Source organism: Rhabdobacter roseus (assembly GCF_014202275.1).
GTDB lineage: Bacteria > Bacteroidota > Bacteroidia > Cytophagales > Spirosomataceae > Rhabdobacter > Rhabdobacter roseus.
In genome coordinates this window covers 956,017-981,696 of the sequence record NZ_JACHGF010000002.1, presented here as the reverse complement: position 1 = coordinate 981,696, position 25,680 = coordinate 956,017, and the positions used below count along the sequence as shown (strand labels likewise).

Here is a 25,680-nt window from a genome sequence, read left to right as displayed (position 1 = left end):
ACGATTACGGGTACAAAGGTACATAAAGGTTGATATGTCAACCAAATATTATTTCTACTTTTTTTCAACGGAAAAGTATCTTTGTGAAAAAGCCCTCACCCAAGCATGGAAAAGTCCACCAAACTATACTACGACACCAACGAAGTAGCCGAGATGCTGGGCTGCGAAGCCTCGGCGCTGCGGTTCTGGGAGAAGAAGTTTCCGCAGCTGTGCCCCAAGCGCGACTCCCGCAACCGCCGCCGCTACACCGAGGCCGACATCGAGGTGGTCCGGAAGATCCTGTACCAAAAAGAAGAGCAGGGCCGCACCATCAAAGGAGCCCGCCAGCAGCTCAACCGCCGCGAAACCGCCCAGAACCTCATCCACCGCCTGACGCGCGTCCGGGAGTTTCTGGTCGAGATTCGGGATCATTTGTAGAAGTACCTTTCTGGGCAGGGGAGGTCTGGATGGCTTTTCTAAGGATTAAAAAAGAGGTGAGAGCTTCAGGAATATTATGGGGCGTAAAATAATACGGATAGTAGCAAAGAAATACCTCGCACTTTTAACTAGTGTGAAAGAAGTTTGCATATGGCTCTACAGATAAATACTGTATAAAAAGTGCAAACTACTACTTATAAAGTTTAAATAAATACAAAAAATATTGCCAAGGCGTCAGTAAAACTTACGTATATTTAGAAGTTGTAGATATTTCAAACAGACAGAAATCAAAAAAATGAAAATAGAACAAATTAAAATTGAAGGGCTCTTTGGTGAGCTCAACTACAACATTAAAATTGATGATAACAGACTAATTTTAGTTGCGGAAAATGGCTCAGGTAAAACGACTATAGTAAATATTATATACTATTTTTTATCCAGACAATGGACTAAATTATTACGTTATAGATTTGAAAAAATTAGTGCCCAAATAGATGGGCAACCATATACTCTAAATCGAAAGGAAATCGACATCCTTTCTAGTGATAAATTTAAAAGGATTTTTAAGCGTTATCCAGCTTCTGTTGTAAATCGAATAAATGATTTCATTTTATCAGGAGATATAACAGATTTCTATAGAAACCCAATGAAATTAGAGCTGTGGGCAGACCGTGTCAATTTGCCAATGTCAATTGTTTATGAAGTGATGAATGTATTAAATCGTGAACAACTCACTCTTTTCGAGCAAATAATACCAGAAAAAGAGAAAGGATTTTCAAATTTAGTAGATTGTCAAATACTTTATTTGCCAACATTTAGAAGGATTGAGCAGGATTTAAAAGCAATTTTTCCCGATCTTGAATCAGATATTGATAAGTATAAAAGACGTAAAAGAGGAATAAGATCAAATGAGGATTCAGGGTATGTTGAATTAGTTGAATTTGGAATGGAAGATGTTGAAGATAAGATTAGGTTTAAACTAAATCAACTAAGGGAAAATTTGTCAAACAAAATTAAGAATAATCTGACAGGCGGTTATTTGAGGGATGTTATAAATAGAACTTATCTCAATATAAGTTATAACCAGATTCAGGCATTCAATGAGAAAGCCCTTTCGTCAATTTTGGACAGAATTGATGAAACAGTTCTTTCGAAAAATGAGAAATCACGATTGATTCAATTTGTAAATGAAATTAATACACAAGGAACGATTGATAAAGATGAAACAAAAATTATCGCCTATTTTATCTATAGGCTCTCTACAATTTATAATGAGCTAAAAGAAGAAGAGAAGGATGTAGAGAGTTTTATAGAAATATGCAATGAATATTCAGGAAACAAGAAATTTATTTACGACAATATTAACTTCAATATTACAATTAAGCCAATTAAAAATGGTAAAGTGATCAACAAAGAAACTATTGAGTTGAAAGATCTCTCAAGTGGAGAAAAGCAAATCGTGTCATTATTTAGTCACTTATTCTTATCGCAACAAAAAAACTTCTATTTAATAATTGATGAACCTGAATTATCGTTATCAGTCCCATGGCAAAAGAAATTTATTGTTGATGTAATTAAGAACCCTTACTGTAAAGGATTGCTATCAGTTACGCATTCGCCATTTATTTTTGACGAAAATGAGTTAGATAAATATGCCCATGGTCTAACAGAATTTAGCTTCGAGAAATGAATTTACTGGATTATCTAAGAAAAGCAGCGAAATCAGAGACGACTGTTTACATCACCTTCCTTCAGCAATATAGCAAAAACGACAATTCTATTCATGTTTTCCATGAAGGAAAAGATGATCCTTCATTTTATGGAAATATGATTCAAAACAAAGTAAAAAAGACACAGAAGATATTCTACTACCAAGCTAAGAATAAAGACAAAGTTTATGAAAATTATCAAAAAATAAATTGGACTTCCTACTCCAAAAAGCGTATTTTGTTCTTTATAGATAAGGATTTTGCAGACATACTTGAAAGATCATATCCTGTTGACACTAACATTTTTGTAACAAATTATTATTCTATTGAAAACTACTTAGTTGATAAACATCTATTTAGCCGTTCTCTGAGAGATCTGATAGGTTTAGATAATGATAAGGTTAATAATGCAATTACGAAGCAATTTCAAATCGGATTAAGAACTTTTTATGAAGCATCTTTGATATTAACTGCATATATTATTTACCACAGAGAGAGAAAAAATGCATTGAATCTCCGAGATGTAACAATTGGAGATGTTTTCGATATTAATAGTACTTTTATAGTAACTAAAAAACCAAGAGTGCTTTCTGTACTTGATAGAAAAACAGGTGTAACAACAGTGTCAATATATAAAGAAATTAGAGAAATAATTGCGTCCTTGAGGAAGATCAAAAATCCCAAAAAATATACAAGAGGAAAATTCGAGTTGGCATATCTAGTAAGTTGTATTAACAAATCACCAGATATAATTAATATTGACAAAAAGAAAGGTGAAAAAAAATACAGATGTTGTGTTCAATTGTCGCTTAGTAATGCAATTCAAATATTAGCCCCAAGAATTAGACAGCCTAAGGATGTTAAAGAGTTTATTAGTAAGGCAACAAAATGAGAATAATGGTCGCTAATATGGGTTTTGTGCCAGGTTATTTACGAATAAACTAGAAGCTAAGAATTGCTTAAAACTTTAGTGGTAAGTTGAATATTTGAGCTTCGAAGCCTGCCACAAATGCTAAGCTCCGAAACATTATTGAAGAATGAATAAGTACATAATGTACCTTAAAAGGGTTTTAAAAACGTAATCATGGTCTTTGAAGCATTTAGACATGAAAAAAATAATTCTCCTACTCATAGCCAGTTTAGGTACAATCCCCGTAAGCCAGCCACTGGACGCCTCCCAGCTTCGCAAGCACGTGAAGTACCAGGCTGCTGACGAGCGGGAAGGGCGTGACACGGTCACGAGGGGGGAAATCAAAACAACCCACGAAGTGAAAATCGTGGGGCAGATGAAAGACGTCATGTGGAAAGGGCAGCTTCAGGGGACTATACACCTGGATACGATCGCCAACAAAACCCATTTGTACGGACTCGGGCCGGTGGAGTACCTGACGGGCGAGATTTTAATTCTTGACGGTCAATCGTATAAGTCGACGGTCGTTTCGGAGACGGCTATGCGCGTTGAAAAAACGTACGACCTCAAAGCTCCCTTTTTTGGCTACGCTACCATCACCCAATGGAGCAAGCAAGCGTTGCCAGACTACGTACAGACCATCCCGCAGCTTGATCAATACCTGGACCAGCAGACTAATAATTCGCCGCACCCCTACCTATTCAAACTTTCGGGTACCATCGAGGAAGCGACCATTCATATTGTAAATTTGCCCAAAGGCTCAAAAGTGAGCTCACCCGCCGAAGCCCATCAAGGCCAGCAAAACTACGGCCTCACGAATGAACAGGCAGACATTGTGGGCTTCTTCTCGACGGAGCATAAAGCCATTTTTACGCACCACGACACCTATGTACATATGCACCTGATCACCAAAGACCGACAAAAAATGGGTCATCTGGACGAGGTACGGTTTAAGAAAGGAGGCACGAAACTTTATCTGCCGACAGAGTGAGTAGAAAACAAGGATAAAACTTAGGCCCTGCGTCAGAAGGGATGATGCGTCAATGGAAGCTTTGTGTTTCTATGCAGTTTGTTATATATGTATGCATACTCCATACCTTAAATATAATCTAACACCGAGACTATAAATATCACCACCAATTTAAAACAATTGAAAGGATGAGTAAGATGTTGAGGCATGAGTTGCAGTCCTATTTCGATAAAGTTTATCCGTACTCTAAAATTAATACAGAGTATACACTTGGTGGGCAAGTCCATATCAGATTCGAGCTTGGTGAAGGTAAAAGCAATGGAACTATTGAGCGAGTAGAGCAGTCAACAGAAAGAGCATTGACAATTTTCAATGATACCTTCAACGATCCATTCAATGAAATTTTTGTTTTGATATATGATGATCCAGCTGAGAATTTTTTTAGCAACGCTTCAAGTGAGTATTTGTATAAACAATTCCCGGCGGAAGCCTTTGAAAAATTCTACAATCAATTTGAAATAGTGAATACTCGTTTTTTTGAGACGGATGAAAATGGGAATGAGGTTGTGAAGAAAGATAATGTCAAAATTATTATAGGACAGCTTCCTGTTAAAAATATAAACGCAAAAAATATTCTTAATGGAATTGCAAACCTTGAAATGGGTTTTTGCCCAGGTGTAGATCAGATGATTTTCTTTTTTGACCCACTAACAGATAGAGCATTTCAAATGTATGACGACCGGGGTTGCTTTGTTTGGAGCAATAAAGCTGATAATATCCGTGATATTTACGTAAAGCGAAACGATTGGATTGTAGAATGCCACAGGCCTGAAATTGACGGATATTTTAGATAATAGCCTGATGCTGAAATGTATACATATTAACAATGAACTTATCTTTTAGAATAAAGAGCGATATTGACCTTGTATTTGATTATTTGACGGATATGGAAAAATTCGTTTCCGTTCACCCTGTTATTTCCCGGATTGATCGTGTGCAAAATGGTAAGTACCTGGTTTACGAGACTTTGAAATTGGGCTTTATCCCATTTTCGTTTACTTATCTAGTAACAATTGAAAAAAGCCAGTTTGATAAAACGGTTATTATTCGCGCCACTGTGTTCAAGGTAACGAACATCGAAATGAAGTTTGTTTTAAAAGCGGATGGCGATTATACACGTATTGATGAAGAAATTCAGTTCAGATCACCTTTGCCCGTTGTATTTATGATGCAACGTGTTTTTAAAAAGCAACATAGCCAACTCTTTAAAAATATGGAACAAATGAGCTATCAAGTTTAAATCACCTTAAAATTAATCCGTAGATAAATTAGACATGAAAAAAATAATTCTCTTACTACTAATAACAAGCACAATACTCGTAAGCCAGGCACAGCAACTGGACGCCGCTCGTTTGCGCAAGCACGTGGAGTACCTGGCTTCCGACGAGCTGGAAGGGCGCGGGAAGGCCACGATGGGGGAAATCAAAGCGGCCAACCAAAGCTCATAACCGTTAGAGATACTAGCTAATAAATTAGGTCTGGCAAACGAGTTGAGATTATAAAGTACCATTTAAAGATTAAAATGGACAAGCGCTTTACGGAAATAATTCAACTCATTAGACAATCTCGGATAAATGCATTCAGAACCGTTAATGCTGAACTTATAAACTTATATTGGAATATTGGCGAGTATATCACTAATAAAATAGAGCAATCGGAATGGGGTGACTCTGTGGTCACAGAATTGGCTAAGTACATTCAAACTGCTGAACCGGGAATGAAAGGGTTCTCCGATAAAAATATCTGGAGGATGAAACAATTTTTTGAAACGTATAAGGATTTTCCAAAACTCTCAACCCTGTTGAGAGAAATTAGCTGGTCTCACAATTTGGCTATTTTTTCAAGATGTAAAAAGGTAGAAGAAGACGGGTTGCATCTTGCGGGAACTTGATTGATGAATTAGTGCTAGCCTTTCTCCAACAATGGTCTCGGAGTATAAAATGCAGCTTCCGGATAAGAAAATTTTACAGCAGAAATTGAACGAACTGTTTGATAATGAGAATGTCGAGAAATGAAAATCCTCTTGCTGACAGTGATTTCTTACTTTATATTAAAATCAATCCGTAGATACGTTAGACATGAAAAAAATAATTTTCTTACTACTAATAACAAGCACAATACCCCTAAGCCAGGCGCAGCAACTGGACGCCGCTCGTTTGCGCAAGCACGTGGAGTACCTGGCTTCCGACGAGCTGGAAGGGCGCGGGACGGCCACGATGGGGGAAATCAAAGCGGCCAACTACCTGGCCGAGCAGTTCAGGCTGGCGGGCCTGCAACCCCGGGGCGACAAGGGTACTTTCTTCCAGCCCTTTGGCCTCACCATTCCGTTTGAGGGCGTACCGCACCAGGTAACGGCCCGCAACGTGGCGGGGTACCTGGACAACGGCGCGGCCAAGACCATCGTCATCGGGGCGCACTACGACCACCTGGGCCGGGGGTACCAGTCGGGCTCGCTGAGTCCCAACAGCAAAAACGTGATCCACAACGGGGCCGACGACAACGCTTCGGGCGCGGCGGCGCTCATTGAGCTGGCCAAGTACCTGCACGAAAACGGCGTTAAGGAGCGGCACAATTTCCTGTTCATTGGTTTTTCGGGCGAGGAGCTGGGGCTGCTGGGATCGAAGTACTTTGTCGAAAACCCCACCGTGTCGCTGGACGATGTGGCCCTGATGGTGAACATGGACATGATCGGGCGGCTGGGTGACGAAAAAGGCCTGACCATCGGTGGCTGGGGTACTAGCCCGTGGTGGGGGCGGATTATCCCCGGCGTAGCCAGCCAGCAGGGGATCAAGTACGGCGTGGATTCGTCGGGCGTGGGGCCGTCGGACCACACTTCGTTTTACATGAAAGGCGTACCGGTGCTGTTCCTGTTCACCGGTGCCCACAGCGACTACCACAAACCCTCCGACGACGCCGACAAGCTGAACTACGAAGGCGAGGTGAAGGTACTTAAGCTCCTGCTGGGGGTACTTAGCGAGGTACAGAAAGAAACCGGCGAGCCCAACTTCACCACGGCGGGCAACCCGCACGCGCAGTCTACCCAGAGCTCGTTTAAAGTCACGCTGGGCGTCATGCCCGACTACAGCTATAATGGCAAAGGGCTGCGCATCGACGGCGTCACGGAGGGTCGTCCGGCGCATAAAGCAGGCCTCAAAGCCGCCGATGTGCTGATCCGGATGGGCAAGTACCCCGTCAACGACATTCAGGATTACATGAAAGCCCTCAACGAGTTTGAGAAAGGCCAAACGACCGACGTGGAGGTACTTCGCGGCGCGGAGAAAAAAGTAATGAACGTGACCTTCTGAGGTGGGCAGGTACCTTTAGAGTACCTTTTGAAAGTACCTTTCCAGGTACCTAGCCGTCGCGCCGCCGGAGCATCCGCAGGTACAGCTCTTCCACTTTCTGGCGGGCCCAGGGCGTTTTGCGCAGAAACTTCAGGCTGGACTTGACGCTGGGGTCTTCCTGAAAGCACTTGATATTGACGTAGTACCCCATTTGCTCCCAGCCGTAGTAGTCCAGCAGTTCGTTCAGGATGGATTCCAGCGTTTTACCGTGCAGGGGGTTGTTGGGTTGGGTCATGACGGGGGCAAAGGGTAGTTTGTTTTATCAAAACGCAAAGATGCGACAAAGTACCTTGCGGGCGGTAAAGGTACCTGGCAAATTCTTGATGAAGGCCCCCACCACCTACTTCCACGTGCGTTTGAGTACGTAACGAGCGTAAGTGGCTTAAGTACCTGTATTTTTTAAAAAATTAACTACCCTACAAAGTATGTCTCAAAGTACCTTACCCGAAGTATGGCTGCGCGGGCCGATCCCGAACATTCCGGCGCTGCTCCAACCCGCCGCCCACGCGCTGCTGCAATCGCGGGAGGAAGTAGAACGTATCATGGCCCACTTCCCCGCCGCCCGGCTGTGGGAGCGCCCGGCGGGCGTGGCGTCGGTGGGTTTTCACCTCAAGCACCTCACGGGGGTACTGGACCGGATCTTCACCTACGCCCGGGGCGAGGTACTTTCCGAGGCCCAACTGGCTTATTTGAAAGAAGAAGGAGTCGGTAGCGAAAGTCCCGAGGAGCTGGTGCAACGCTTCAGCGCCCAGGTAGATACCGCCCTGCGCCAGCTCGAAAGTACCCCGCCCGCTACGCTCACCGAAGCGCGGGAGGTGGGCCGGGCCAAACTACCCTCCACGGTGATCGGCCTGTTATTCCACGCGGCGGAGCACTCCCAGCGGCACGTGGGCCAGCTGTGGGTGACGGTGCAGGTGGTGGTGATATAGCAGAGGGCATGGGGTACTTTGGCATAGGGCAGTGGGCAGAGGGGTACTTTGGAAAGGGGCATAGGGCAATGGGCAGAGGGATACTTTGGAAAGGGGCAGAGGGGTACTTTGTGGTAGAGGGTATGGGGCGGTGGGTTAAGGGTACTTTTCCTGAAAGTACCTTAATGTCCTGCAAAGCTCCCTTTCTCCGCGGGGGAAAGGGCCGGGGATAGGGGCACTTTTACGAAGGAGCCAAATGCTCCCGCCGCAGGGCATTGACGAGTAAGTGAGCGCGGCGCGTGGGCTCGGGCAGACGGTAGCCGCCGTGGCAGCGCAGCGTGAGGTCGAGGGCGCCGGGGAGGTCGATGAGGTAGCCGGGCGAAATAAAAACCGGATTGACTTTATCCTTGGTACGGAGCGCGGCCCCTACCGTTGCGGAACGGTGGATCATAGGCTCCCAACTACCCCTCGTGGGGGCGGGCTCCTCGAAGCGGCCCGCCAGCACTGACTTGCCGCAGCCGAAGGTGGGGCGGTGGAGCCACAGCCCCATGTGCGCGGCAATACCCATGCGGCGCGGGTGCGCTATGCCGTGGCCGTCGAACATCACCACGTCGGGTTCAATTTTGAGCTGCTCCCAAGCCGCCAGCAGGGCCGGGCCTTCCCGAAACGTCAGTAGCCCCGGCACGTACGGAAAAGTAGCCGTACTTACTACGCCCACTTCTTCGATGGTTTCGAGGGTATCCAGCCGCAGTACCACGATGCCCGCGTAAACCGTTTCTTCAAATTTATTAAAAGAAATATCGCAGCCCGCAATGGTGGTGGCGGGTTGGGTAAGCGGCTGAATCTGGATCAGCTCCCGCAGTTCCTGCTGCAACGCCACGGCTTCGGCGGGCGACATGTCCCAGGGATGGAGTGTATGGTGCGTAGCCATGCGTAGAGGTACTTTAAATGAGGTACTTTATCGGTGCCGGGTAACGCCCACCTGCTCGCACCAGGCCAGCACGGGGCAGGTGGAGCAGCGCGGCAAAGTACCCGTACAAATATGCTTGCCAAAGGGCATCAGCAGGCGGTTGATCTCGATCCACTGCGCCTGGGGTACTTTCTCTTCCAATTGCTTCAGGGTTTTTTCGGGCGTGGTCGTTTGCACGTAGCCCCAGCGGTTCACGACCCGGTGTACGTGTACATCCACGCTGATGGCCGGTAGGCCCGTAGCCACGCCCAGAGCCAGGTTGGCGCATTTGGGCCCCACGCCCTTCAGCGCGGTGAGTTTGTCGTAATCGTGCGGTAATGTACCGGCGTAGTCTTCGACGCTCGCTTGGGCAATTCCTAAAATGGTGTAGGCTTTTTGGCCGGGGTAGGTACTTGGCTCCAGCAGCTCGGTGAGCTGCTCGGGCGAGAGCCGAAGTACCTCCTGCGGGCTACGGGCTACGCCAAACAGCCGCAGCGAAACCGGAATGGTCGTTTCGTCGAGGGTGCGAATGGATACAATGCAGGAAATCAATTGCTCAAAAAGCGACGTATAGCCACGCTCGGCCAGCTCAAACATGGCCGCTTTGGGGTAGGGGCTTATGGCTTTTTCGACGCGTGAAAGTACCTCGGTGAGGTCGAAGTCGGGTTTCATAAGGGGTACTTTGAAAGCAGAGCCGGGAGCCTTTCAAAAAAAGCTCCCGGCTCTAAAGCGGTATGAATTAGGCCCAAAGCCGTTTGCGTTGCGCATACAGTAAAATCCCCAGGGCCACTACCCCCGCTACGCCAGCCAACCGCATGGGTAGTACGCCACTGCTCGTTTTCTCCTTGGCCGGTACCGATACCACTCCGCTGCCATTCACAATGGCCGGGCGGTGGATGTAGCGGCCCTGGTTAGGTACGGCCAGCTCTTTGAAGTGCGTCGAAAGCTCTTCCAGCTTTTGCTGCATGGCCTCGCCACTCATGGGGCGGCCGTGGCCCGTGGCTACGATCTCGGGCTTGAGTTCGGCCAGCTTTTGCACCGACTGCTCCGCCGCCTGCCAGTCGTAAGTAAAGTAGGTAGGAGGGCCGGTAAGGCATTCCGTTTGAAACATCACGGCAATGGCCGACTCTTGTTTGGTAGTGACCAAAGCATCGCCCGCAATAAGTACCTTATCGTTTTGCCGCCACAGGCTCACGTGTCCTGGTGCGTGGCCGGGCGTATGGATGCACTTCCAGCCCGACAAGCCCGGTATTTTGCCGGTTTGGGGTATTTCCTGCACCCGGTCTTTGAGATTAAGGGGCTTGTTGGGGTAAAGATCCGCCATCCAGGCCATCATGCCGCCGCCTACGGTGGGGTCGGCCGGTGGGTAGGCCGACTTGCCCGTCAGGTACGGCATTTCCATTTTGTGAGCGTATACGGGTACGTCCCAAAACTCAGCCAGCTCTTTTAGCGCTCCTACGTGGTCAAAGTGCCCGTGGGTAAGGACGATAGCCGTCGGGCGGCTGTCTTCTCCGAAGAGCTTTCGGGCCATTTTTTTTATCTTGGAAACCGACGTTTTAAGGCCTGCATCCACCAGTACCCATTGGTTGTCGTGCTGATTTTGGATCATATACACGTTGACAAAAATGTCTTTTAATCCCCAAACGCCCTCTGCTACCTGGAAGTAGGCTTCTTTTTTCAATGCCAGTGTCTGCTCCATGAGTTTCCCTTTTGATGAAGTGAATAAATTGAAATATACCTGCCTGAACCGCAAAAAAGTATGCCATGCAGAAATGCTAGGTACCTTACACTTTTCCTTTGTAATCCCAGTGATCCTTCAAAATGCCACCCTCGGCTGACTTACGAAGTACCCGGGTGAAGCGATGCCCCCGGATATCGCCCGTTGCGGTGGCCTGACCCAGAAAAAGCAGGATTGGGTTTCCGTCCTCGTCGGTTTTCATGACGCCGTCGTACCGCTCAAAGCTAAACGCAATCCGGTCCAGAGGGGCGTATTTTTTGCTCAGGTGTTTGAGCAGCTTTTCTCCTATTTTCATGGCGTATTCTATTTTAAAGTAAAAAAACAGCGCCCTGGTGGAGGAGGCGCTGTTTTTAGCAAGTTATAAAATGGTGCCACGAAGGCCATAGGGTACTTTGGGGCTATTTACCCGCAACCGATTTTCGAAAGTACTTCACACTTTCGGCTACTTCCGGGGCGCTGTTTTCCCAGTGGTACTCGTACTCGGCCGAGATGGGGCCTTTGAACTTCTGCCGCTTTAGCTCGGCGATTACTTCGTCTACCTTGCTGTCGCCGTTGCCCCAGATCACGTCGTGGTGGCGGCCTTCGGGGGTGTCTTTTTTCACATCTTTGAAGTGCATACCCAGTACCTGTCCCTCTAATTTTTTCAGGCACTCCACCGGGTCAAGACCCGAACGTACCCAGTGGCCTATGTCGGCGCAGGCACCGAGGTACTTGCTCTTGGCGGTGTACTTCAGCACGGTATCGGGGCTCCAGTAGCGCGAGGGCTTGGGGTGGTTGTGCAGGGCCACGTTGATCTTGTACTTCTCGGCCAGCGGAATGATGTACGCAAACTGCTCCGGGCTCGGCTCAGAGTTGATGTTCGGGATGCCCATGTCCTTGGCAAACTCAAAGAGCTGTTCCCATTCGGCCTGGGTTTTGGGACTCACTACCCCAAAGGCGCTGAGTGTCAGCTTGCGGTCTTTCAGGAGTTTCTTCACGGCCTGGCGTTTGGCGGCGTCCATCGTAAACTCCATCTTCCCCTCAACGCCCCCGCCGATGGTCTGGCCGGGGTAGGCTTCCACGTACTTAAGGCCGCAGCTATCAATCTTGCGCAGCGCTTCGTCAAACGGAAACAGCCGAAATGTATAGGACTGAGCGCCCAGTTTCCAGCCCAGTTTTTCTTCGGGGTTCTTTTGGGCAGTGGCCCAGTGCTGGCTCAGAACAAGGCCCAGAAACAGCAGGGGAGTAAGTACTTTTTTCATTGAGTAGGCAAAAGAAAATTAAGTGAACAAATTGTACTAATAAGAAGCCGGGCGGGCTTTTCTACCCGCCGGTTTGGGGGGAGCAAAGGAAAGAAAAAAAACGGTCTCGACCGTTTTCAGGACGGCCGCCACGTAGCCTGCTGCACCGACGAAGCCCGCACCGTCAGCGTGGTTTTGAGGCACTGAATTTCGTTTGTGATCTCCTGCTCAGGGTTTTGGATCAGCGAAAGCAGCAGCTCGGTGGCGAGTTGCCCCATCTCGAAGGCGGGCTGGGTCACGGCCGTGAGGGGCGGGTCCAGGAGGTCGGCCACGGCAATGTTGGTAAAGCCCACCAGGGCGATGTCCTCCGGAATCCGAAGCTTTTGGCGGCGCAGGTACGACATGCAGCCGGTCGTGATGCGGTCGCTGGCCGTAAAGATGGCGTCGGGTGGGGCGGGTAGGTCCAGGAGCTGCTGCACGGCCGTTTCGATTTCGTCGGTCACCATGCCACCGTGCTCGCAGTACTTGATATAGTTTTCCTGAAAAGGTACCCCAAATTTTTCCAAGGCTTGCTGGTACCCGCCCAGCCGCTCCTTGGTAATGGAGAGCCAGGACGGGCTTGTAACGTGGGCGATTTTGCGGCAGCCCATTTCCAGCAAATGCTCGGTAGCCTGGTAACTACCCAGAAAATTGTCGGCGATAATTTTGAAGGTGCGGATGTTTTTGGGGATTCGGTCAAAAAACACAACGGGTAGGCCACGCTCGACCAGCTCCTCGAAGTGGCGGGTGTCGGTAGTCAGGCTGGACAGCGACACCAGCAGGCCGTCCACCCGGCGCGACACCAGGTGCTGGGTATTAATGACTTCCTTCTCGTACGACTCGTGGCTTTGGAAAATCACCACGTGGTAGCCGTACTCGGCCGCCACGGCCTCGATGCCGTTGATGGTTTGGGAGAAAAAATTATTGGCAATTTCCGGTACGATCACCCCGATGGACTTGCTGCGGCTCTCTTTGAGGCTAAGCGCGATGGGGTTGGGACTGTAGTGCATCTTCTCGGCGTAGTCCAGAATGAGCTTCTTGGTAGCCGGGTTGATCTCGTAGCTGTCGCGCAGCGCCCGCGAAACCGTCGAAGTCGACATGTTGAGGGCCCGGGCAATATCTTTGATGGTCGTGGTTTTCAAGGCTATGTTATTGTTAAAGTACAATTTTGTAAGAAGTGTTTCTTCCCCGTTCATTGATAGCTGCTCTCTGAATAAATGAGGTACTTGCTAAAATTATTCCTTCTGTGTCTTTAAATATTCCTTTTTGGCAACGTTCCCGATAACGATTGCATAAAAATACACAAGAAAATAGTTGATATTTCTAATTATGGCTCTTAAACTTAATAGCTGAGTGAGCAGGTACCCCAAAGTGCTTTTTGTAAAGTAAACTGGGAAAAAGATAAATAAATACCCGGCAGTCGCCGCAGAGTAGGTCACGATCCTTTATAAAAAGCACAGTATGCATGGAAACTACGCAAGTTCGAGTAGAGAGTGGCCGCACGGAGGTAGTCAGGATGAGCAACGGAGAGTTACGAAAAAATTTTCTCGTAGAAGACCTGTTTGCCCAAGACCAGATTAAATGGGTGTATTCGCACTACGACCGCATGATGATCGGCGGAGCGGCACCCGGTACCGCGCCCCTGGATTTAGAAACCCAACCGGTGCTTCGCACGCCCTACTTTCTTGAGAGACGAGAAATGGGGGTAGTTAACCTGGGCGGAAAAGGAATTGTGGAGGTAGAAGGGGAAGATTTTGGGCTGGAAAAGCTCGGCGGCATGTACCTGGGCCGGGGTACCCGGCGGGTGCAGTTTCGGAGCGAGTCAGCCAGCGACCCGGCGCTTTTTTACCTGCTGTCGGCCCCCGCCCACCAGGCGTACCCTACCGTATGTCTGACGCAGGCCGAAGCCGGACCGATGACGATCGGGCACCCGCTCACTGCCAACCAACGCACCATCTACAAGTACATTCACCCGGAGGGCGTCCAAAGTTGCCAGCTGGTGATGGGCGTTACGGTGCTGTCGGCCGGGAGCGTCTGGAACACCATGCCCACCCACGTGCACGACCGCCGCATGGAGGTGTACTGCTACTTCGACCTGCCGGAGCACCAGCGCGTGCTGCACCTCATGGGCGAGCCCCACGAAACCCGCCACCTCTGGCTTACCAACCACCAGGCGGTTATTTCGCCACCCTGGTCGGTGCATACGGGCTGTGGTACTTCGCACTACTCCTTTGTGTGGGGCATGGCCGGCGAAAACCAGGATTATACCGACCAAGACCCGATTGACCTCAGCAGCCTCCGCTAAGCCCGGAGGATTTTGTGTATTTATTCCACTTTCTACCCAATAGACCTTTTACCTTATGAAAAAACTTTTCCTGATGCTGTTACTGGGCTGGATCATGCTGCCCTCCGTAAACGCGCAGCAAACCCGAACCCTGCGGGGAACCATCACCGATGCGGCCTCGGGCGAGGCATTGCCGGGAGTTTCCCTGATTGTACAAGGTACCCAGACGGGTACCTCCACCGACGCCAGCGGCGCGTATAGCCTCAGCCTCCCCGCCGGAGCCACCACGCTGGTGGTGAGTTACGTCGGCTACGTGAGCCAAACGCTGGAAATAGGTACCCAAAGTACCCTGAACCTAAGCCTGGAAGCCGACACCAAGGCCCTGGAAGAAGTAGTAGTAGTGGGCTACGGTACCGTGAAGAAAACGGACCTGACGGGCTCGGTCGCGACGCTGGACCCTGCCCAGATTACCAAGCGGGGCGCGCTAAATCCCATGGAGGCCGTGCAGGGCCAGGTAGCCGGGGTGGATATTTCTAACTCCACGGGCCGGGCCGGCGCGGGTTTCCGCATCCAGATCCGCGGGCAGCAGTCGCTCAGCGGAGGGAATCCGCTCTACGTAGTAGACGGCGTAATCACCGGCGGGATCGACTTCCTGAATCCGCAGGACATCGAGCGCATCGATATCTTGAAAGACGCTTCATCGACGGCCATTTACGGGTCGCGGGGGGCGTACGGGGTAGTGCTCGTCACCACCAAGCAGGGCTCTTCGGTGAAGCAGAAAGCCGTGGTGTCGTACGATGGCTACGTGGGCGTGCGCCAGGCCGCCCGGATGCCCGACTTCATGGACGGCGACACCTGGTGGAACTTCCGGCAGGATGCCTACATTACGCCCGCGCTCCTGCAAAACCAATCGTACAACCAGAACATCGGGAACAACACCAACAGCGATGAGCTGCGCCGCCGCGTGGCCGAAAAAGACTACACCTTCTGGCCCGATCTGTTTATCCAGAATGGCTCCCAGGTCAACCACTGGATTACGGCCTCGGGCATGAGCAACAAAATGGGCTACACCTTTGGGGCGGGGTACCAGCACGAAAAGGGGAACATTGTACACGAAGAGTACAAACGCTATAACTTCAAGGCCAGCATCAACCACGCCCTCAACGAGCGCTGGACCGCCGGTACCACCTTCAACCTCTCGGTAGTAGATCAGGAGATGGGTAGTAACAACGCCATGCTGAATGCCTTCCGGATGCCCCCGCTGCTCAAACCCACCGGTACGGCCACGGGCGAGCTCATCATCCAACCGGGCAAGGACTTGCCCTACATTGACATGACGAGCTCGGTAAATCCGCTCTTTGAGATGGAAAATTCGCTGAACGACACCCGTACCTACTACGCCATCGGAAATGTGTTTCTGCAGTACGCCCCCGTGGAGGGCCTGAGCTTCAAAACAACCTTCGCGCCGCGCTTCAAGTACGAGAAAAACGGACAGATGCAAGGTACCAACACCGAGGGGCGGATCAACCTCCTTCCGGCGGCCAGCATCAGCAACACGGAGTCATTTTCCTACGTCTGGGACAACCAGGTGACTTTTAACAAGAGCATCAAAGAGCACAACTTTAACGTGATGGGGCTGTACTCGCTGAACCTCTTCCGCGACGAAACCAACGGGCTGTCGGCCATTGACCTGCCGTTCAACTCCGGCTACCATAACCTGGGTACTGCGCCCCCCGACAAGCAACGCTCCACGAGCTACTTCCAGCAGTCGACCATCATGTCGTACGCGCTGCGGGCCAACTACGGCTGGCGCGACAAGTACCTGCTCACGGTCTCGACCCGCTGGGACGGCGCTTCCGTGCTGGCCGAAGGCCACAAGTGGGCTACCTTCCCCTCGGCGGCGCTGGCCTGGCGGATTTCCGAAGAGGAGTTTATGTCGGGCGTGCGCTTCGTCAATTCCCTCAAACTGCGTCTGAGCTACGGGGTCACGGGCAACAACACCGGCGTGAGGCCCTATGACACGCAGATTCGGGCCAACACCAATACCTTGTACGACTTCGGAGGTACCATTGCGGGCGGTACCGCGCCGAGCGGCGTAGTGAACCGCCGCCTGACCTGGGAAAAAACCAACGAGGTGAACGCGGGCCTGGACTACGACCTCTTCAAGGGGCGCGTGTCGGGTACCATCGACTACTACGACAAGGTGACGAACGGCATTCTGCTCAACCGCAACCTGCCGCTCGAAACGGGCTGGGGCTCTCTGGCCGACAACATTGGTAAAGTACGCAACGCCGGAGTAGAATTTTCCCTGACAACCCTCAACGTAAGTACCCCCAACTTTACCTGGCAAACGTCGCTCAACTTCTCCCGCAACCGCAACGAGATCCTTTCCTTAGTGGATAAAAACGACGACGTAGGAAACAAATGGTTTATCGGCCAGCCGGTACGCGTCAACTACACCTACGTATTTGATGGTATTTGGCAGGAAAACCAGCGCGAACTGGCTACTACCTTCGGGCAACTACCCGGCCAGGTGCGGGTGCGCGACATCAACAACGACGGGAAGATCACGCCCCTCGACCGGCAAATCATCGGCAACCCGTTCCCCGACTGGACCGGCGGGCTTTCCACCACCCTGACTTTCTGGAATTTTGATTTTTCGGCCTCCCTTTTTGCCCGCCAGGGCGTGCAGGTATTTAGTCCTTTCCACGAAGAATTCCTGCACCTGGGCGACCGCGGCCGGGCCAAGCTGAACGTTGAGTGGTACATGGCCGAAAACAACGTGACGCCGACCCGCTACTCCAACCAGTACCCGCAGCCCAACAACATGGGGAATTTTTGGCGGGGTACCGAGGGGGTAGGCTCCTACCAGGACGCCAGCTTCGTGAAGATAAAAAACCTCACGCTGGGCTACACCTTTCCGACGGGTATGTTGGAAAAAGTCCGGATCAGCAGCTTGCGCCTCTACTCCAACGTCCTGAACCCCTTCGTCTTTTCGAAATTCACCGGTTTTGATCCCGAATGGGCCGACGCCAGCTATGCCAACGGGGGCGTCAGCTTTGTGACGTATCAATTTGGGGTTAACGTCAAATTCTAACCATTCGCCACTAGAACTTATGAAAAAGATATTGATCGCCGGGCTACTGCTGCTGAGCCTGACCAACTGCAAAGACTACCTCACGGAGGTAAATAAGTCGGAGATTCTGGCCGACGAATACTACCGCACCGCCACCGGCTACGAGAACCTGGTGAACAGCGCCTACTCGAGCCTGCGGGGCATTTACAAAGCGCCCTGGGTATTTATGGCCGGTACCGACATGTACGTGGAGGGGCGGGGTGCCCAACCCGAGGGCATCAGCGAATACCGCAACCTGGCCGCCAACGACGGCAACGTCACGACCTTTTACTCGGATACCTACCGGGCCATTCAGCGGTGCAACGCCGCCATCCATTACAACAGCCTCACGGAGTCTACGGCCACGCTGCCCGCCCGCCTGGGCGAGATGAAGTTTCTGCGGGCCTACTACTACTTCCTGCTGGTGCAACAGTTTGGGGGCGTTAGCATCGTGGATGAGCTCATCGACTCGCCGGTACTTTCGTTTAGCCGGAATAGTGCCGAAGAAGTGTACAGCTTCGTTATCGCCGAAATGCGCGAAGCCCTGAACCTGGTACCCGAAGCCTCAGGTACGCCGTTTGGGCGGGTAAACAAGCGGGCCGTGCAGCACTACTTGGCCAAGGTACATCTCACGCGGGGCTACGAAACCTTCGCGGCCAACGACGATTTTGCGCAGGCCGCCTCCCTGGCCGACGCCGCCATCAACGGGCAGGGGCTCACGCTGTCGTTTGAGGAGGTGTTCTGGCCGGGCAACGAGCGCAACAACGAGATCCTGTTTTCGATCCAGTACGACCGGGTTTCGATGAATAACCTTCAGAACGACGGCAGCAACCAGAACTACTACTTTGGGCCCTACATGGGCGGCGAAGGAAACCTGTACGGGTACCCCAACCGCTCGTACAACCTGAACCCTACCATGTACCTCTTTGACCTATATACCCAGCAGGATGCGCGATTCGAAGGTACTTTCATGCTGACCTACTACGAGCGCTACTACGACTACTACGACAAGCGCAACGACCGCGCCAACCTAAACGTGAAGTACTTCTACGCACCCCGCTGGGTAGATCCCGAAGCCTGGCGCGCGCAAGACCCGGTCCGCCGCTCGGCTACGATCATTCATCCTTACTCGACCAAATGGGAAGCCATGCCCGGTGGCCTTGACAACGCTACGCCCGCCATCCGGAAGTTCGACGACCCCACGTCGCTGTTTTCCAGCGGGGGAAGTAGCTCGCGCGATGTATTCCTGGCCCGGCTGGCCGAGACCTACCTCGTGGCCGCCGAGGCGTACCTGAAGCTAAACCAGCCCGCCACCGCCGCCGAGCGGATCAACGTGGTACGACGCCGAGCGGATAAATCAGGTACCGGGGCGATGCAGATTACCGCCGCCGACGTGACGATCGACTACATTCTGGACGAGCGCGCCCGCGAACTGGCCGGTGAGTACCACCGCTGGTTTGACCTCAAGCGCACGGGGAAGCTCGTGGAGCGCACGCGGCTGCACAACCGTCCGATTCGGGAAAAGTACTTCAACAACGGCATCAATCCTTTTGAGGGAACGGGAGGTACTTTGAAAATTCTTCGTCCTATTCCGCAAAACGCCCTGGATCTGAACCAGAACGAATCGTTTACCCAAAATCCGGGGTATTGAAAGATACCTTGTCTACAATATGGGTAGATCCTGTAAGCTAACCTTCCTTTTTAAGGAGACGTTACTTTTCTTTTAATCAGCAGAGAGTGACCCGCGCAGGGTAGAGGGTACTTCGTAGAATTTATGTATGAAAATTCGCTATTTTCAATTAATCAACCGGTATTGTGTGCGAGCCCCGTTTGGGGTTCGCTTTATTTCCAATTGTCTACGATTCTTTTCCTTCAATGGGTAAAATGGAGGAGAAGAATTATTCATTTCAAGGTACTGTATGAAAAAGCGCATTTTACTGCTGCTGGTGTGGAGCCTGGCCTTTGGGCCACCACCCGCGAAAGTGCAGATTTTCCTGATCGGCGATTCAACGCTGGCTCCCAAACTACCTACCGACGCCCCCGAAACGGGCTGGGGCATGAGGCTGCCGGACTACCTCGACGAGCAGCAGGTACTAGTACGCAACCACGCCGTCAACGGCCGCAGCACCAAAAGCTTCCTGACCGAAGGCCGCTGGGCCAAGGTACTGGCCGAGCTCCGGCCCGGCGACTGGGTATTTATTCAGTTTGGGCATAATGATGCCAAAGACGCCGACACCAGCCGCTACGCCGCGCCCCGTACCGACTACGCCCGCAACCTGGCGCGCTTCGTGCGCGAGACACGCGAGCGGGGCGGAAACCCGGTGCTGCTCACGCCCGTAATGCGCCGCCGCTTCGACGAGCAGGGGAAATTCTTCGATACCCACGGCGACTATCCAGCCGCGGTGAAAGCCGTGGCGAGCGAGCTTAAAGTACCCCTCATTGACCTGCACGCCCGCAGCCGCACGCTGCTGGAGCAGGAAGGGGCGGAGGCATCCAAGGCGCTCTTTCTGCACCTGGAGGGGGGCTACTACCCCAAGTACCCCCAAGGTACTACCGACGATACGCATTTTTCGGCCTATGGGGCCAGCCGGATGGCCCAGCTGGTGGTGGGTGAAGTGCAAGCGCTAGGCCTGGAGCTGACCAAGTACCTCAAACCCTTTGGCCATACCGGCAAGTACCTGCACGAACTACCCACTACGCAGCTCCCGGCGTTTCGGCGGGACACCTTTCGGGTGGAGGCCTACGGTGCCCGCGGCGACGGCCTGGCGCTCAATACCGCGGCGATCAACCGGGCCATCGAGGCTTGCCACGAAAAAGGCGGTGGTACGGTGCTGGTACCCGCGGGCTTGTGGCTCACGGGGCCGCTGGTGCTGAAGAGTAACGTCAACTTGCACGTAGCGAAGGGCGCGCTGCTTCAATTCAGCGACCGGTTTGAGCATTTTCCCCTCGTAAAAACCAGCTGGGAGGGCCAGGAGGCCTACCGCGCGCAACCGCCGATCAGTGCTACGGACGCGGAGAACCTGGCCATTACGGGCGAGGGGATCATCGACGGGGCCGGGCAGGCGTGGCGGCCCGTCAAAAAAGAAAAGCTGACCGACGCCCAGTGGCGGAAGCTCGTGGCTTCGGGCGGGGTACTTGATGCCGCCGGGCGGATATGGTACCCCAACGAGCAGGCCCTGAAGGGGGCCAGCACCGCGGGCGTAGGCAACGTGGCCGCGGGCTATACCGCCGAAAAAGCCGAAGCCTTCAAGGCCTTTTTGCGGCCCAACATGGTACAGCTGACGCGTTGCCGACGGCTGCTGCTGGAAGGGGTTACGTTGCAAAACTCACCCGCCTGGAACCTCCACCCGCTGCTTTGCGAGCACATTACGCTCCGAAACCTGACGGTGAAGAATCCCTGGTACGCCCAGAACGGCGACGGCCTGGACCTCGAGTCGTGCCGGTACGGGCTGGTGGAGCACTGTACCTTTGACGTGGGCGACGACGGCATTTGTATCAAGTCCGGGCGCGACGAAGAGGGACGCCGCCGTGGGGTACCTACCGAAAACATCGTGGTGCAGCACTGTACGGTTTTTCACGGCCACGGCGGGTTTGTCATTGGTAGTGAAATGTCGGGCGGGGTGAAAAACCTGTACGTAGCCCACTGCAATTTTCTGGGTACGGACGTGGGCCTGCGCTTCAAAACCACCCGCGGGCGCGGCGGTATTGTTGAAAATATTTACGTATCGGACATCAACATGACCAATATTCCCGGCGAGGCGATCCTGTTCGACATGTACTACATGGCCCGCGACCCCGTGCCGCTGCACGGGCAGGCCGACGCCCCACCCGCCGCCGTGGCCAAGGCCGTGGACGAAGGTACCCCGCAGTTTCGGAATTTCACGATCCGGAACGTCCGTGCACAGGGCGCTGAAACGGGTATTCTGATCCGCGGCCTACCCGAAATGGCCATCCGGAATATCACCATCGAAGATGCCGTGATTCAGAGCAAAAAAGGATTGGTGTGCATAGAAGGCGAAGACATTCGCTTGAAAAACGTAACCCTGCTCACCCAGGACGGCACGGTGATGCAGCTTGAAAATAGCCGCCGGGTGGTTTTGGACCAGATTCAGTACGCGCCGCAGCGCAAGTTGCTTCTGAAAGTAAGCGGAGAGCATTCGGCGGGCATTCAGCTGCTGCGCACCGATACGTCTCAGGTGCAGCAGGGAATCGAGTTGGGTAAAAACGTGCGTGACCAAAGTATCGTGGGGAGGGAGTAAAAAGTAACCACAGCTATCTTTATAAGGGGTAGTTGTAATTATTCCACCCAATTCTTAAACCTTTGAAAGACATGAGCTTGTGTAAAGTACCCCCTTGGTGGCTGGGCATGGCCCTAAGCACCTGGTTGTCGGTCGGTGTGCAGGCGCAGTCGGCCTGGTCGGAGCGCATGGTGGAGTCGGTGATGCGCTGGCACCCCGACTCGATCGTGGTAGGCGGCAAAAAAACGGCCCTCTGGAACTACGAGCAGGGCTTCGTGCTGAAAGGGATCGAGCGCGTCTGGACGCGCACCGGCCACGGTAGGTACTTTGAGTACCTTCGCCAAAATACCGACCGCTTCCTGGATAAAGAAGGAAATATACGTACCTACAAGCGCTCGGATTACAACCTGGACCACGTTGCCTCGGGCCGTACGTTGCTTACGCTCTACCAGAAAAGCCTGCCCGACCGCACACGCTACCGCCAAGCCGCCGACCGGCTCTGGGCGCAGCTGGGGCAGCAACCCCGCACCCCCGAAGGCGGCTATTGGCACAAGCAAAGGTACCCCCACCAGATGTGGCTGGACGGCCTCTTCATGGCGGAGCCCTTTGCGGCGGAGTACAGCGCGCTGTTTGGGCATCCGGAGCATTTTCAGGACATCGCCCGGCAGTTTGCGTTGATCGAAGCGCGGGCCGTTGACGAAAAAACGGGGCTGATTTACCATGCCTTCGATGCCAGCCGTAAGGAACCCTGGGCCGACCCGAAGACGGGCCGCTCGGGGCAGTTTTGGGGGCGAGCCGTGGGCTGGTACGCCATGGCGCTCGTCGACGTGCTGGACTACTTTCCGGCCGATCATCCGGAGCGCAAAACGCTGATTGGGTACCTGCAGCGGTTGGCGCCGGTGCTGCTGCGGTACCAGGACGCGTCGTCGGGGCTTTGGTACCAGATCCTCGATCAGGCCGGGCGCGAGGGCAACTACCCCGAGGCCTCGGCGTCCTGCATGTTTGTGTACGCGCTGGCCAAAGGTACCCGCCTGGGGTACCTGCCCGCTACCTACGCGGCGGCCGCCCGCAAAGGCTACGAGGGCGTTTTGTCGAGCTTTGTCAAAGAAGAAACCGACGGTACTTTGAGCCTGCACCAGACGGTCAGCGTGGGTGGGCTGGGCGGCAGCCCCTACCGCGACGGTAGCTACGAGTACTACCTCAGCGAGCCGCTACGTACCAACGATCTCAAAGGCGTGGGGGCGTTTATTTTTGCCAGTCTCGAAATGGAAATCGCCGCCGGGAGCCGAGTGGGGGAGGGCAAAAGCGTCCTGCTTGATACCTACTTCAACCGCGAGTTTCGCCCAGGTACCTCGGGCCAGCCCGAGCCCTACCACTATACCTGGGACGACCAGCAGCACTCGGGCTTCTGGCTGTGGGGGACGATCTTCCGCGACCTGGGTGCGCAAACGCGCTCCTTGCCCGAGGTACCTACGGCGGGTACCTTGGCCGGGGCCGACGTGTACATCATCGTGGACCCCGACACGCCCCGCGAAACGGCCCAGCCCAACTACCTCGAAGCCACGCACCGGGCGGCGATCCGAACCTGGGTGGAGCGGGGCGGCGTGCTGGTGCTGATGGCCAATGACACCGCCAATTGCGAAATCCCGCGGTTCAACCAACTCGCCGGACTTTTTGGCATACGCTTTACCGACAAAAACCGGAATAGGGTGCAGGGGAGCCAGTTTGAGCAGGGCCGGATCGACATCCCCGCGGGTACCCTCATTTTTGGGCAGACGCGCGCCGTCTACATCAAGGAGCTGGCTCCGCTGGCGCTGGCGGCCCCGGCTGAGGCGCTCGTGACCGACCAGGGCGATGTCATCCTGGCCCGTGCGAAATACGGAAAAGGTACCGTGTTGGCTGTAGGCGACCCCTGGCTGTACAACGAGTACGTCGACGGACGGAAAATCCCGCCGCATTTTCAGAATTTCCGGGCGGCGCAGGAGCTGTCGGCCTGGCTGCTGGCGCAGGTACCTGCGCGGTAAAGTACCTTGGCGAAAGTATGGAGGTACCTTATTGGCTTTTTACAAAAAAACGACCCGCCGACCTGCTCAGCCAAGTACCTTTTGGTAAAAAAACGCTGGAATACTTTTGGTACAATAAAAACCAAAGCCGCGCCCGGTGAAGGTGCACAGGCTTTTTTGACATTTAAAAATCCACTTTCATCAACGCGATCATCATGAAAAATCAGCAAGAAGAAGAATCGCCAGAAAAGAAACCCATCCAGGGTTTTGACAAAACGGATCGCTCGTTTGATAATTTCGACGAAGAAATTCCGGACGAAGGCGAGCAGCAGGATACCACCGGCCGCAACTTCCAGCGCGCCGACGACGAGGAAGACCCCAAAGCACACGGCGAAGCGTAGGTACCTTGCCAGCCCGAAAGTACCTTGGGCCAGATCGGCCCGCGAAGGTTGCCCCGTTCAGGAGGGCAACCTTTTCTTTTGCTGGCGAAGCCAAGGCGAAGAATCCCTAAAATTAATTGGGTGATCAAAGCGGTATACGCTAGTTTTGGAATCCGGACGAGCGGCAGTAGTACCTGAGCTCATTCTGAAAGTACCTATCTTCGTATATTAGATCATTCACTTAGCAAATTCTTTCTGTATGTCAATTCCTCCAAATCCTGTACGCGTGTTGGTGGTGGGTTGTGGCAATATGGGTGCTTCGCACGCCCAGGCCTACCAGCTGCTCGATGGCTTCGAAATCTGCGGCATCGTGTCTACGGGTAAGAGTAAAGAAGTGCTCAACGAGCGCCTGGGCGGAGGTTATCCGTTATTTTCGAACTACGCCGAAGCCCTGGCCGCTACCCAGCCCGACGCCGTTTGTATCTCGACCTACCCCGACACCCACGAGGCGTTTGCCCTCATGGCGCTGGAACAGGGCTGCCACGTATTTATTGAAAAACCCCTGGCCGACACCGTCGAAGGTGCCAAGCGCGTGGCCGAAGCCGCCCGCCGGGCCGGTAAAAAAGTCGTGGTGGGGTACATTCTGCGCCACCACCCGTCGTGGGAGCGCTTTGTGGAGCTGGCGCAGGAAATGGGCAAACCCCTGGTGATGCGCATGAACCTGAACCAGCAGAGCCACGGCTACATGTGGACCGTCCACCGCAACCTCATGAAAAGCCTGAGCCCGATCGTCGACTGCGGCGTACACTACATCGACGTCATGTGCCAGATGACCCGCTCCAAGCCCGTGCAGGTGAGCGCCATCGGTGCCCGGCTCACCGACGAAATCCCCGCCGATAACTACAACTACGGCCAGCTGCAGATCCGGTTTGAGGACGGCTCGGTGGGTTGGTACGAGGCGGGTTGGGGCCCCATGATGAGCGAAACGGCCTTTTTTGTGAAGGACGTGATCGGTCCCAAGGGCTGCGTGTCGATCGTGGCCAAGGAGGCGGGTGCTACCGGCAAGTCCGACAACGTGGATGCGCACACCAAAACCGAGTCGCTGCGGGTACATTACGCCAACCTCACGAAGGACGATCAGTTTGAGAAGCCCGACGAGTGGATCAACCTTACCGACGAGCCCGACCACCAGGAGCTCTGCAACCGCGAGCAAAGGTACTTTCTCAAAGCCATTCAGGAAGACCTCGACCTCACCGACCACCTCCAGGACGCCGTCAACAGTCTACAAATTGCCTTCGCCTGCGACGAATCCGTACGTACCGGCCAGGTGGTACTTTTGGATTAATCCTTTTTTCAAGTGCTCTTTTACTTTCCCGACTCAGCATGAGTCGGGAAA

Annotated in this window: 24 protein-coding genes; 17 read left to right on the top strand and 7 right to left on the bottom strand. The window is 52.8% G+C overall.

Translation table 11 applies throughout. From position 1 onward, the window contains the following. Positions 1-105 precede the first annotated feature (105 nt). From HNQ92_RS09260 to HNQ92_RS09220, 9 genes are all read left to right on the top strand, one after another. On the top strand, positions 106-417 hold the full coding sequence (locus HNQ92_RS09260; protein ID WP_184173411.1) for a MerR family transcriptional regulator: 312 nt from the start codon (positions 106-108) through the stop codon (positions 415-417). A 295-nt stretch (positions 418-712) separates the two neighbouring features. Beyond that, positions 713-2,107 carry an AAA family ATPase gene (locus HNQ92_RS09255; RefSeq protein WP_184173410.1) on the top strand — a complete coding sequence of 465 codons (1,395 nt, stop codon included), beginning with the start codon at positions 713-715 and terminating at the stop codon, positions 2,105-2,107. Beyond that, on the top strand, positions 2,104-3,018 hold the full coding sequence (locus tag HNQ92_RS09250; RefSeq protein ID WP_184173408.1) for a DUF4435 domain-containing protein: 915 nt from the start codon (positions 2,104-2,106) through the stop codon (positions 3,016-3,018). Before HNQ92_RS09255 ends, HNQ92_RS09250 begins: the two co-directional genes overlap by 4 nt. Before the next feature lie 214 nt (positions 3,019-3,232). Beyond that, positions 3,233-4,027 (top strand): acetolactate decarboxylase, encoded by a 795-nt coding sequence (locus tag HNQ92_RS09245; protein WP_221307409.1) that lies wholly within the window; start codon positions 3,233-3,235, stop codon positions 4,025-4,027. A 167-nt stretch (positions 4,028-4,194) separates the two neighbouring features. Further along, complete coding sequence (locus HNQ92_RS09240; protein WP_184173406.1) at positions 4,195-4,860, top strand: DUF3885 domain-containing protein; 666 nt, start codon at positions 4,195-4,197, stop codon at positions 4,858-4,860. Positions 4,861-4,892: 32 nt separating this feature from the next. Beyond that, entirely contained in the window at positions 4,893-5,306 is a 414-nt protein-coding gene (locus HNQ92_RS09235; protein WP_184173404.1) for an SRPBCC family protein, read from the top strand. 34 nt (positions 5,307-5,340) lie between these two features. Further along, positions 5,341-5,514 (top strand): hypothetical protein, encoded by a 174-nt coding sequence (locus tag HNQ92_RS09230; protein WP_184173402.1) that lies wholly within the window; start codon positions 5,341-5,343, stop codon positions 5,512-5,514. Positions 5,515-5,588: 74 nt separating this feature from the next. Continuing rightward, positions 5,589-5,957, top strand: coding sequence for a DUF1016 N-terminal domain-containing protein (locus tag HNQ92_RS09225; protein WP_246439830.1), 369 nt, complete (start codon positions 5,589-5,591; stop codon positions 5,955-5,957). Between the two features lie 187 nt (positions 5,958-6,144). Then, positions 6,145-7,371 (top strand): M20/M25/M40 family metallo-hydrolase, encoded by a 1,227-nt coding sequence (locus HNQ92_RS09220; protein WP_184173400.1) that lies wholly within the window; start codon positions 6,145-6,147, stop codon positions 7,369-7,371. A gap of 49 nt (positions 7,372-7,420) precedes the next feature. Here the strand turns inward: HNQ92_RS09220 and HNQ92_RS09215 are convergent, their stop codons facing one another. Next, positions 7,421-7,645 (bottom strand): VF530 family protein, encoded by a 225-nt coding sequence (locus HNQ92_RS09215; RefSeq protein WP_184173398.1) that lies wholly within the window; start codon positions 7,643-7,645, stop codon positions 7,421-7,423. A 190-nt stretch (positions 7,646-7,835) separates the two neighbouring features. On the opposite strand from HNQ92_RS09215, the gene HNQ92_RS09210 reads away from it, so the two are divergent. After that, positions 7,836-8,339 carry a DinB family protein gene (locus HNQ92_RS09210; protein ID WP_184173396.1) on the top strand — a complete coding sequence of 168 codons (504 nt, stop codon included), beginning with the start codon at positions 7,836-7,838 and terminating at the stop codon, positions 8,337-8,339. A gap of 220 nt (positions 8,340-8,559) precedes the next feature. Here the strand turns inward: HNQ92_RS09210 and nfi are convergent, their stop codons facing one another. The 6 genes from nfi to HNQ92_RS09180 all read right to left on the bottom strand — a co-directional run bounded on the left by nfi (position 8,560) and on the right by HNQ92_RS09180 (position 13,406). Then, positions 8,560-9,249 carry a deoxyribonuclease V gene (gene nfi / locus HNQ92_RS09205; RefSeq protein ID WP_184173394.1) on the bottom strand — a complete coding sequence of 230 codons (690 nt, stop codon included), beginning with the start codon at positions 9,247-9,249 and terminating at the stop codon, positions 8,560-8,562. A 27-nt stretch (positions 9,250-9,276) separates the two neighbouring features. Then, on the bottom strand, positions 9,277-9,939 hold the full coding sequence (locus tag HNQ92_RS09200) for an endonuclease III domain-containing protein (protein WP_184173392.1): 663 nt from the start codon (positions 9,937-9,939) through the stop codon (positions 9,277-9,279). Positions 9,940-10,006: 67 nt separating this feature from the next. Then, positions 10,007-10,966: an MBL fold metallo-hydrolase gene (locus tag HNQ92_RS09195; protein ID WP_184173390.1), complete on the bottom strand. Its 960-nt coding sequence runs from the start codon at positions 10,964-10,966 to the stop codon at positions 10,007-10,009. Positions 10,967-11,051: 85 nt separating this feature from the next. Then, positions 11,052-11,300: a hypothetical protein gene (locus HNQ92_RS09190; RefSeq protein ID WP_184173388.1), complete on the bottom strand. Its 249-nt coding sequence runs from the start codon at positions 11,298-11,300 to the stop codon at positions 11,052-11,054. A gap of 103 nt (positions 11,301-11,403) precedes the next feature. Next, the gene (locus HNQ92_RS09185) at positions 11,404-12,246 is read right to left on the bottom strand and encodes a sugar phosphate isomerase/epimerase family protein (protein ID WP_184173386.1); all 843 of its coding nucleotides are present in this window, start codon (positions 12,244-12,246) and stop codon (positions 11,404-11,406) included. Between the two features lie 116 nt (positions 12,247-12,362). Continuing rightward, positions 12,363-13,406 carry a LacI family DNA-binding transcriptional regulator gene (locus tag HNQ92_RS09180; RefSeq protein ID WP_184173384.1) on the bottom strand — a complete coding sequence of 348 codons (1,044 nt, stop codon included), beginning with the start codon at positions 13,404-13,406 and terminating at the stop codon, positions 12,363-12,365. Positions 13,407-13,729: 323 nt separating this feature from the next. On the opposite strand from HNQ92_RS09180, the gene kduI reads away from it, so the two are divergent. From kduI to HNQ92_RS09145, 7 genes are all read left to right on the top strand, one after another. Next, positions 13,730-14,569: a 5-dehydro-4-deoxy-D-glucuronate isomerase gene (gene kduI / locus HNQ92_RS09175; protein ID WP_184173382.1), complete on the top strand. Its 840-nt coding sequence runs from the start codon at positions 13,730-13,732 to the stop codon at positions 14,567-14,569. A gap of 55 nt (positions 14,570-14,624) precedes the next feature. After that, positions 14,625-17,645, top strand: coding sequence for a SusC/RagA family TonB-linked outer membrane protein (locus HNQ92_RS09170; protein ID WP_184173380.1), 3,021 nt, complete (start codon positions 14,625-14,627; stop codon positions 17,643-17,645). Between the two features lie 19 nt (positions 17,646-17,664). Beyond that, positions 17,665-19,314, top strand: a complete 1,650-nt coding sequence (locus HNQ92_RS09165) for a RagB/SusD family nutrient uptake outer membrane protein (protein ID WP_184173378.1) — start codon at positions 17,665-17,667, stop codon at positions 19,312-19,314. Positions 19,315-19,582: 268 nt separating this feature from the next. After that, positions 19,583-21,922, top strand: coding sequence for a glycosyl hydrolase family 28 protein (locus tag HNQ92_RS09160; RefSeq protein ID WP_184173376.1), 2,340 nt, complete (start codon positions 19,583-19,585; stop codon positions 21,920-21,922). Positions 21,923-22,029: 107 nt separating this feature from the next. Continuing rightward, positions 22,030-23,925: a glycoside hydrolase family 88 protein gene (locus tag HNQ92_RS09155; protein WP_246439929.1), complete on the top strand. Its 1,896-nt coding sequence runs from the start codon at positions 22,030-22,032 to the stop codon at positions 23,923-23,925. A 194-nt stretch (positions 23,926-24,119) separates the two neighbouring features. Continuing rightward, entirely contained in the window at positions 24,120-24,305 is a 186-nt protein-coding gene (locus HNQ92_RS09150) for a hypothetical protein (RefSeq protein WP_184173374.1), read from the top strand. A gap of 238 nt (positions 24,306-24,543) precedes the next feature. Further along, positions 24,544-25,629, top strand: coding sequence for a Gfo/Idh/MocA family protein (locus tag HNQ92_RS09145; RefSeq protein ID WP_184173372.1), 1,086 nt, complete (start codon positions 24,544-24,546; stop codon positions 25,627-25,629). Positions 25,630-25,680: the final 51 nt, after the last annotated feature.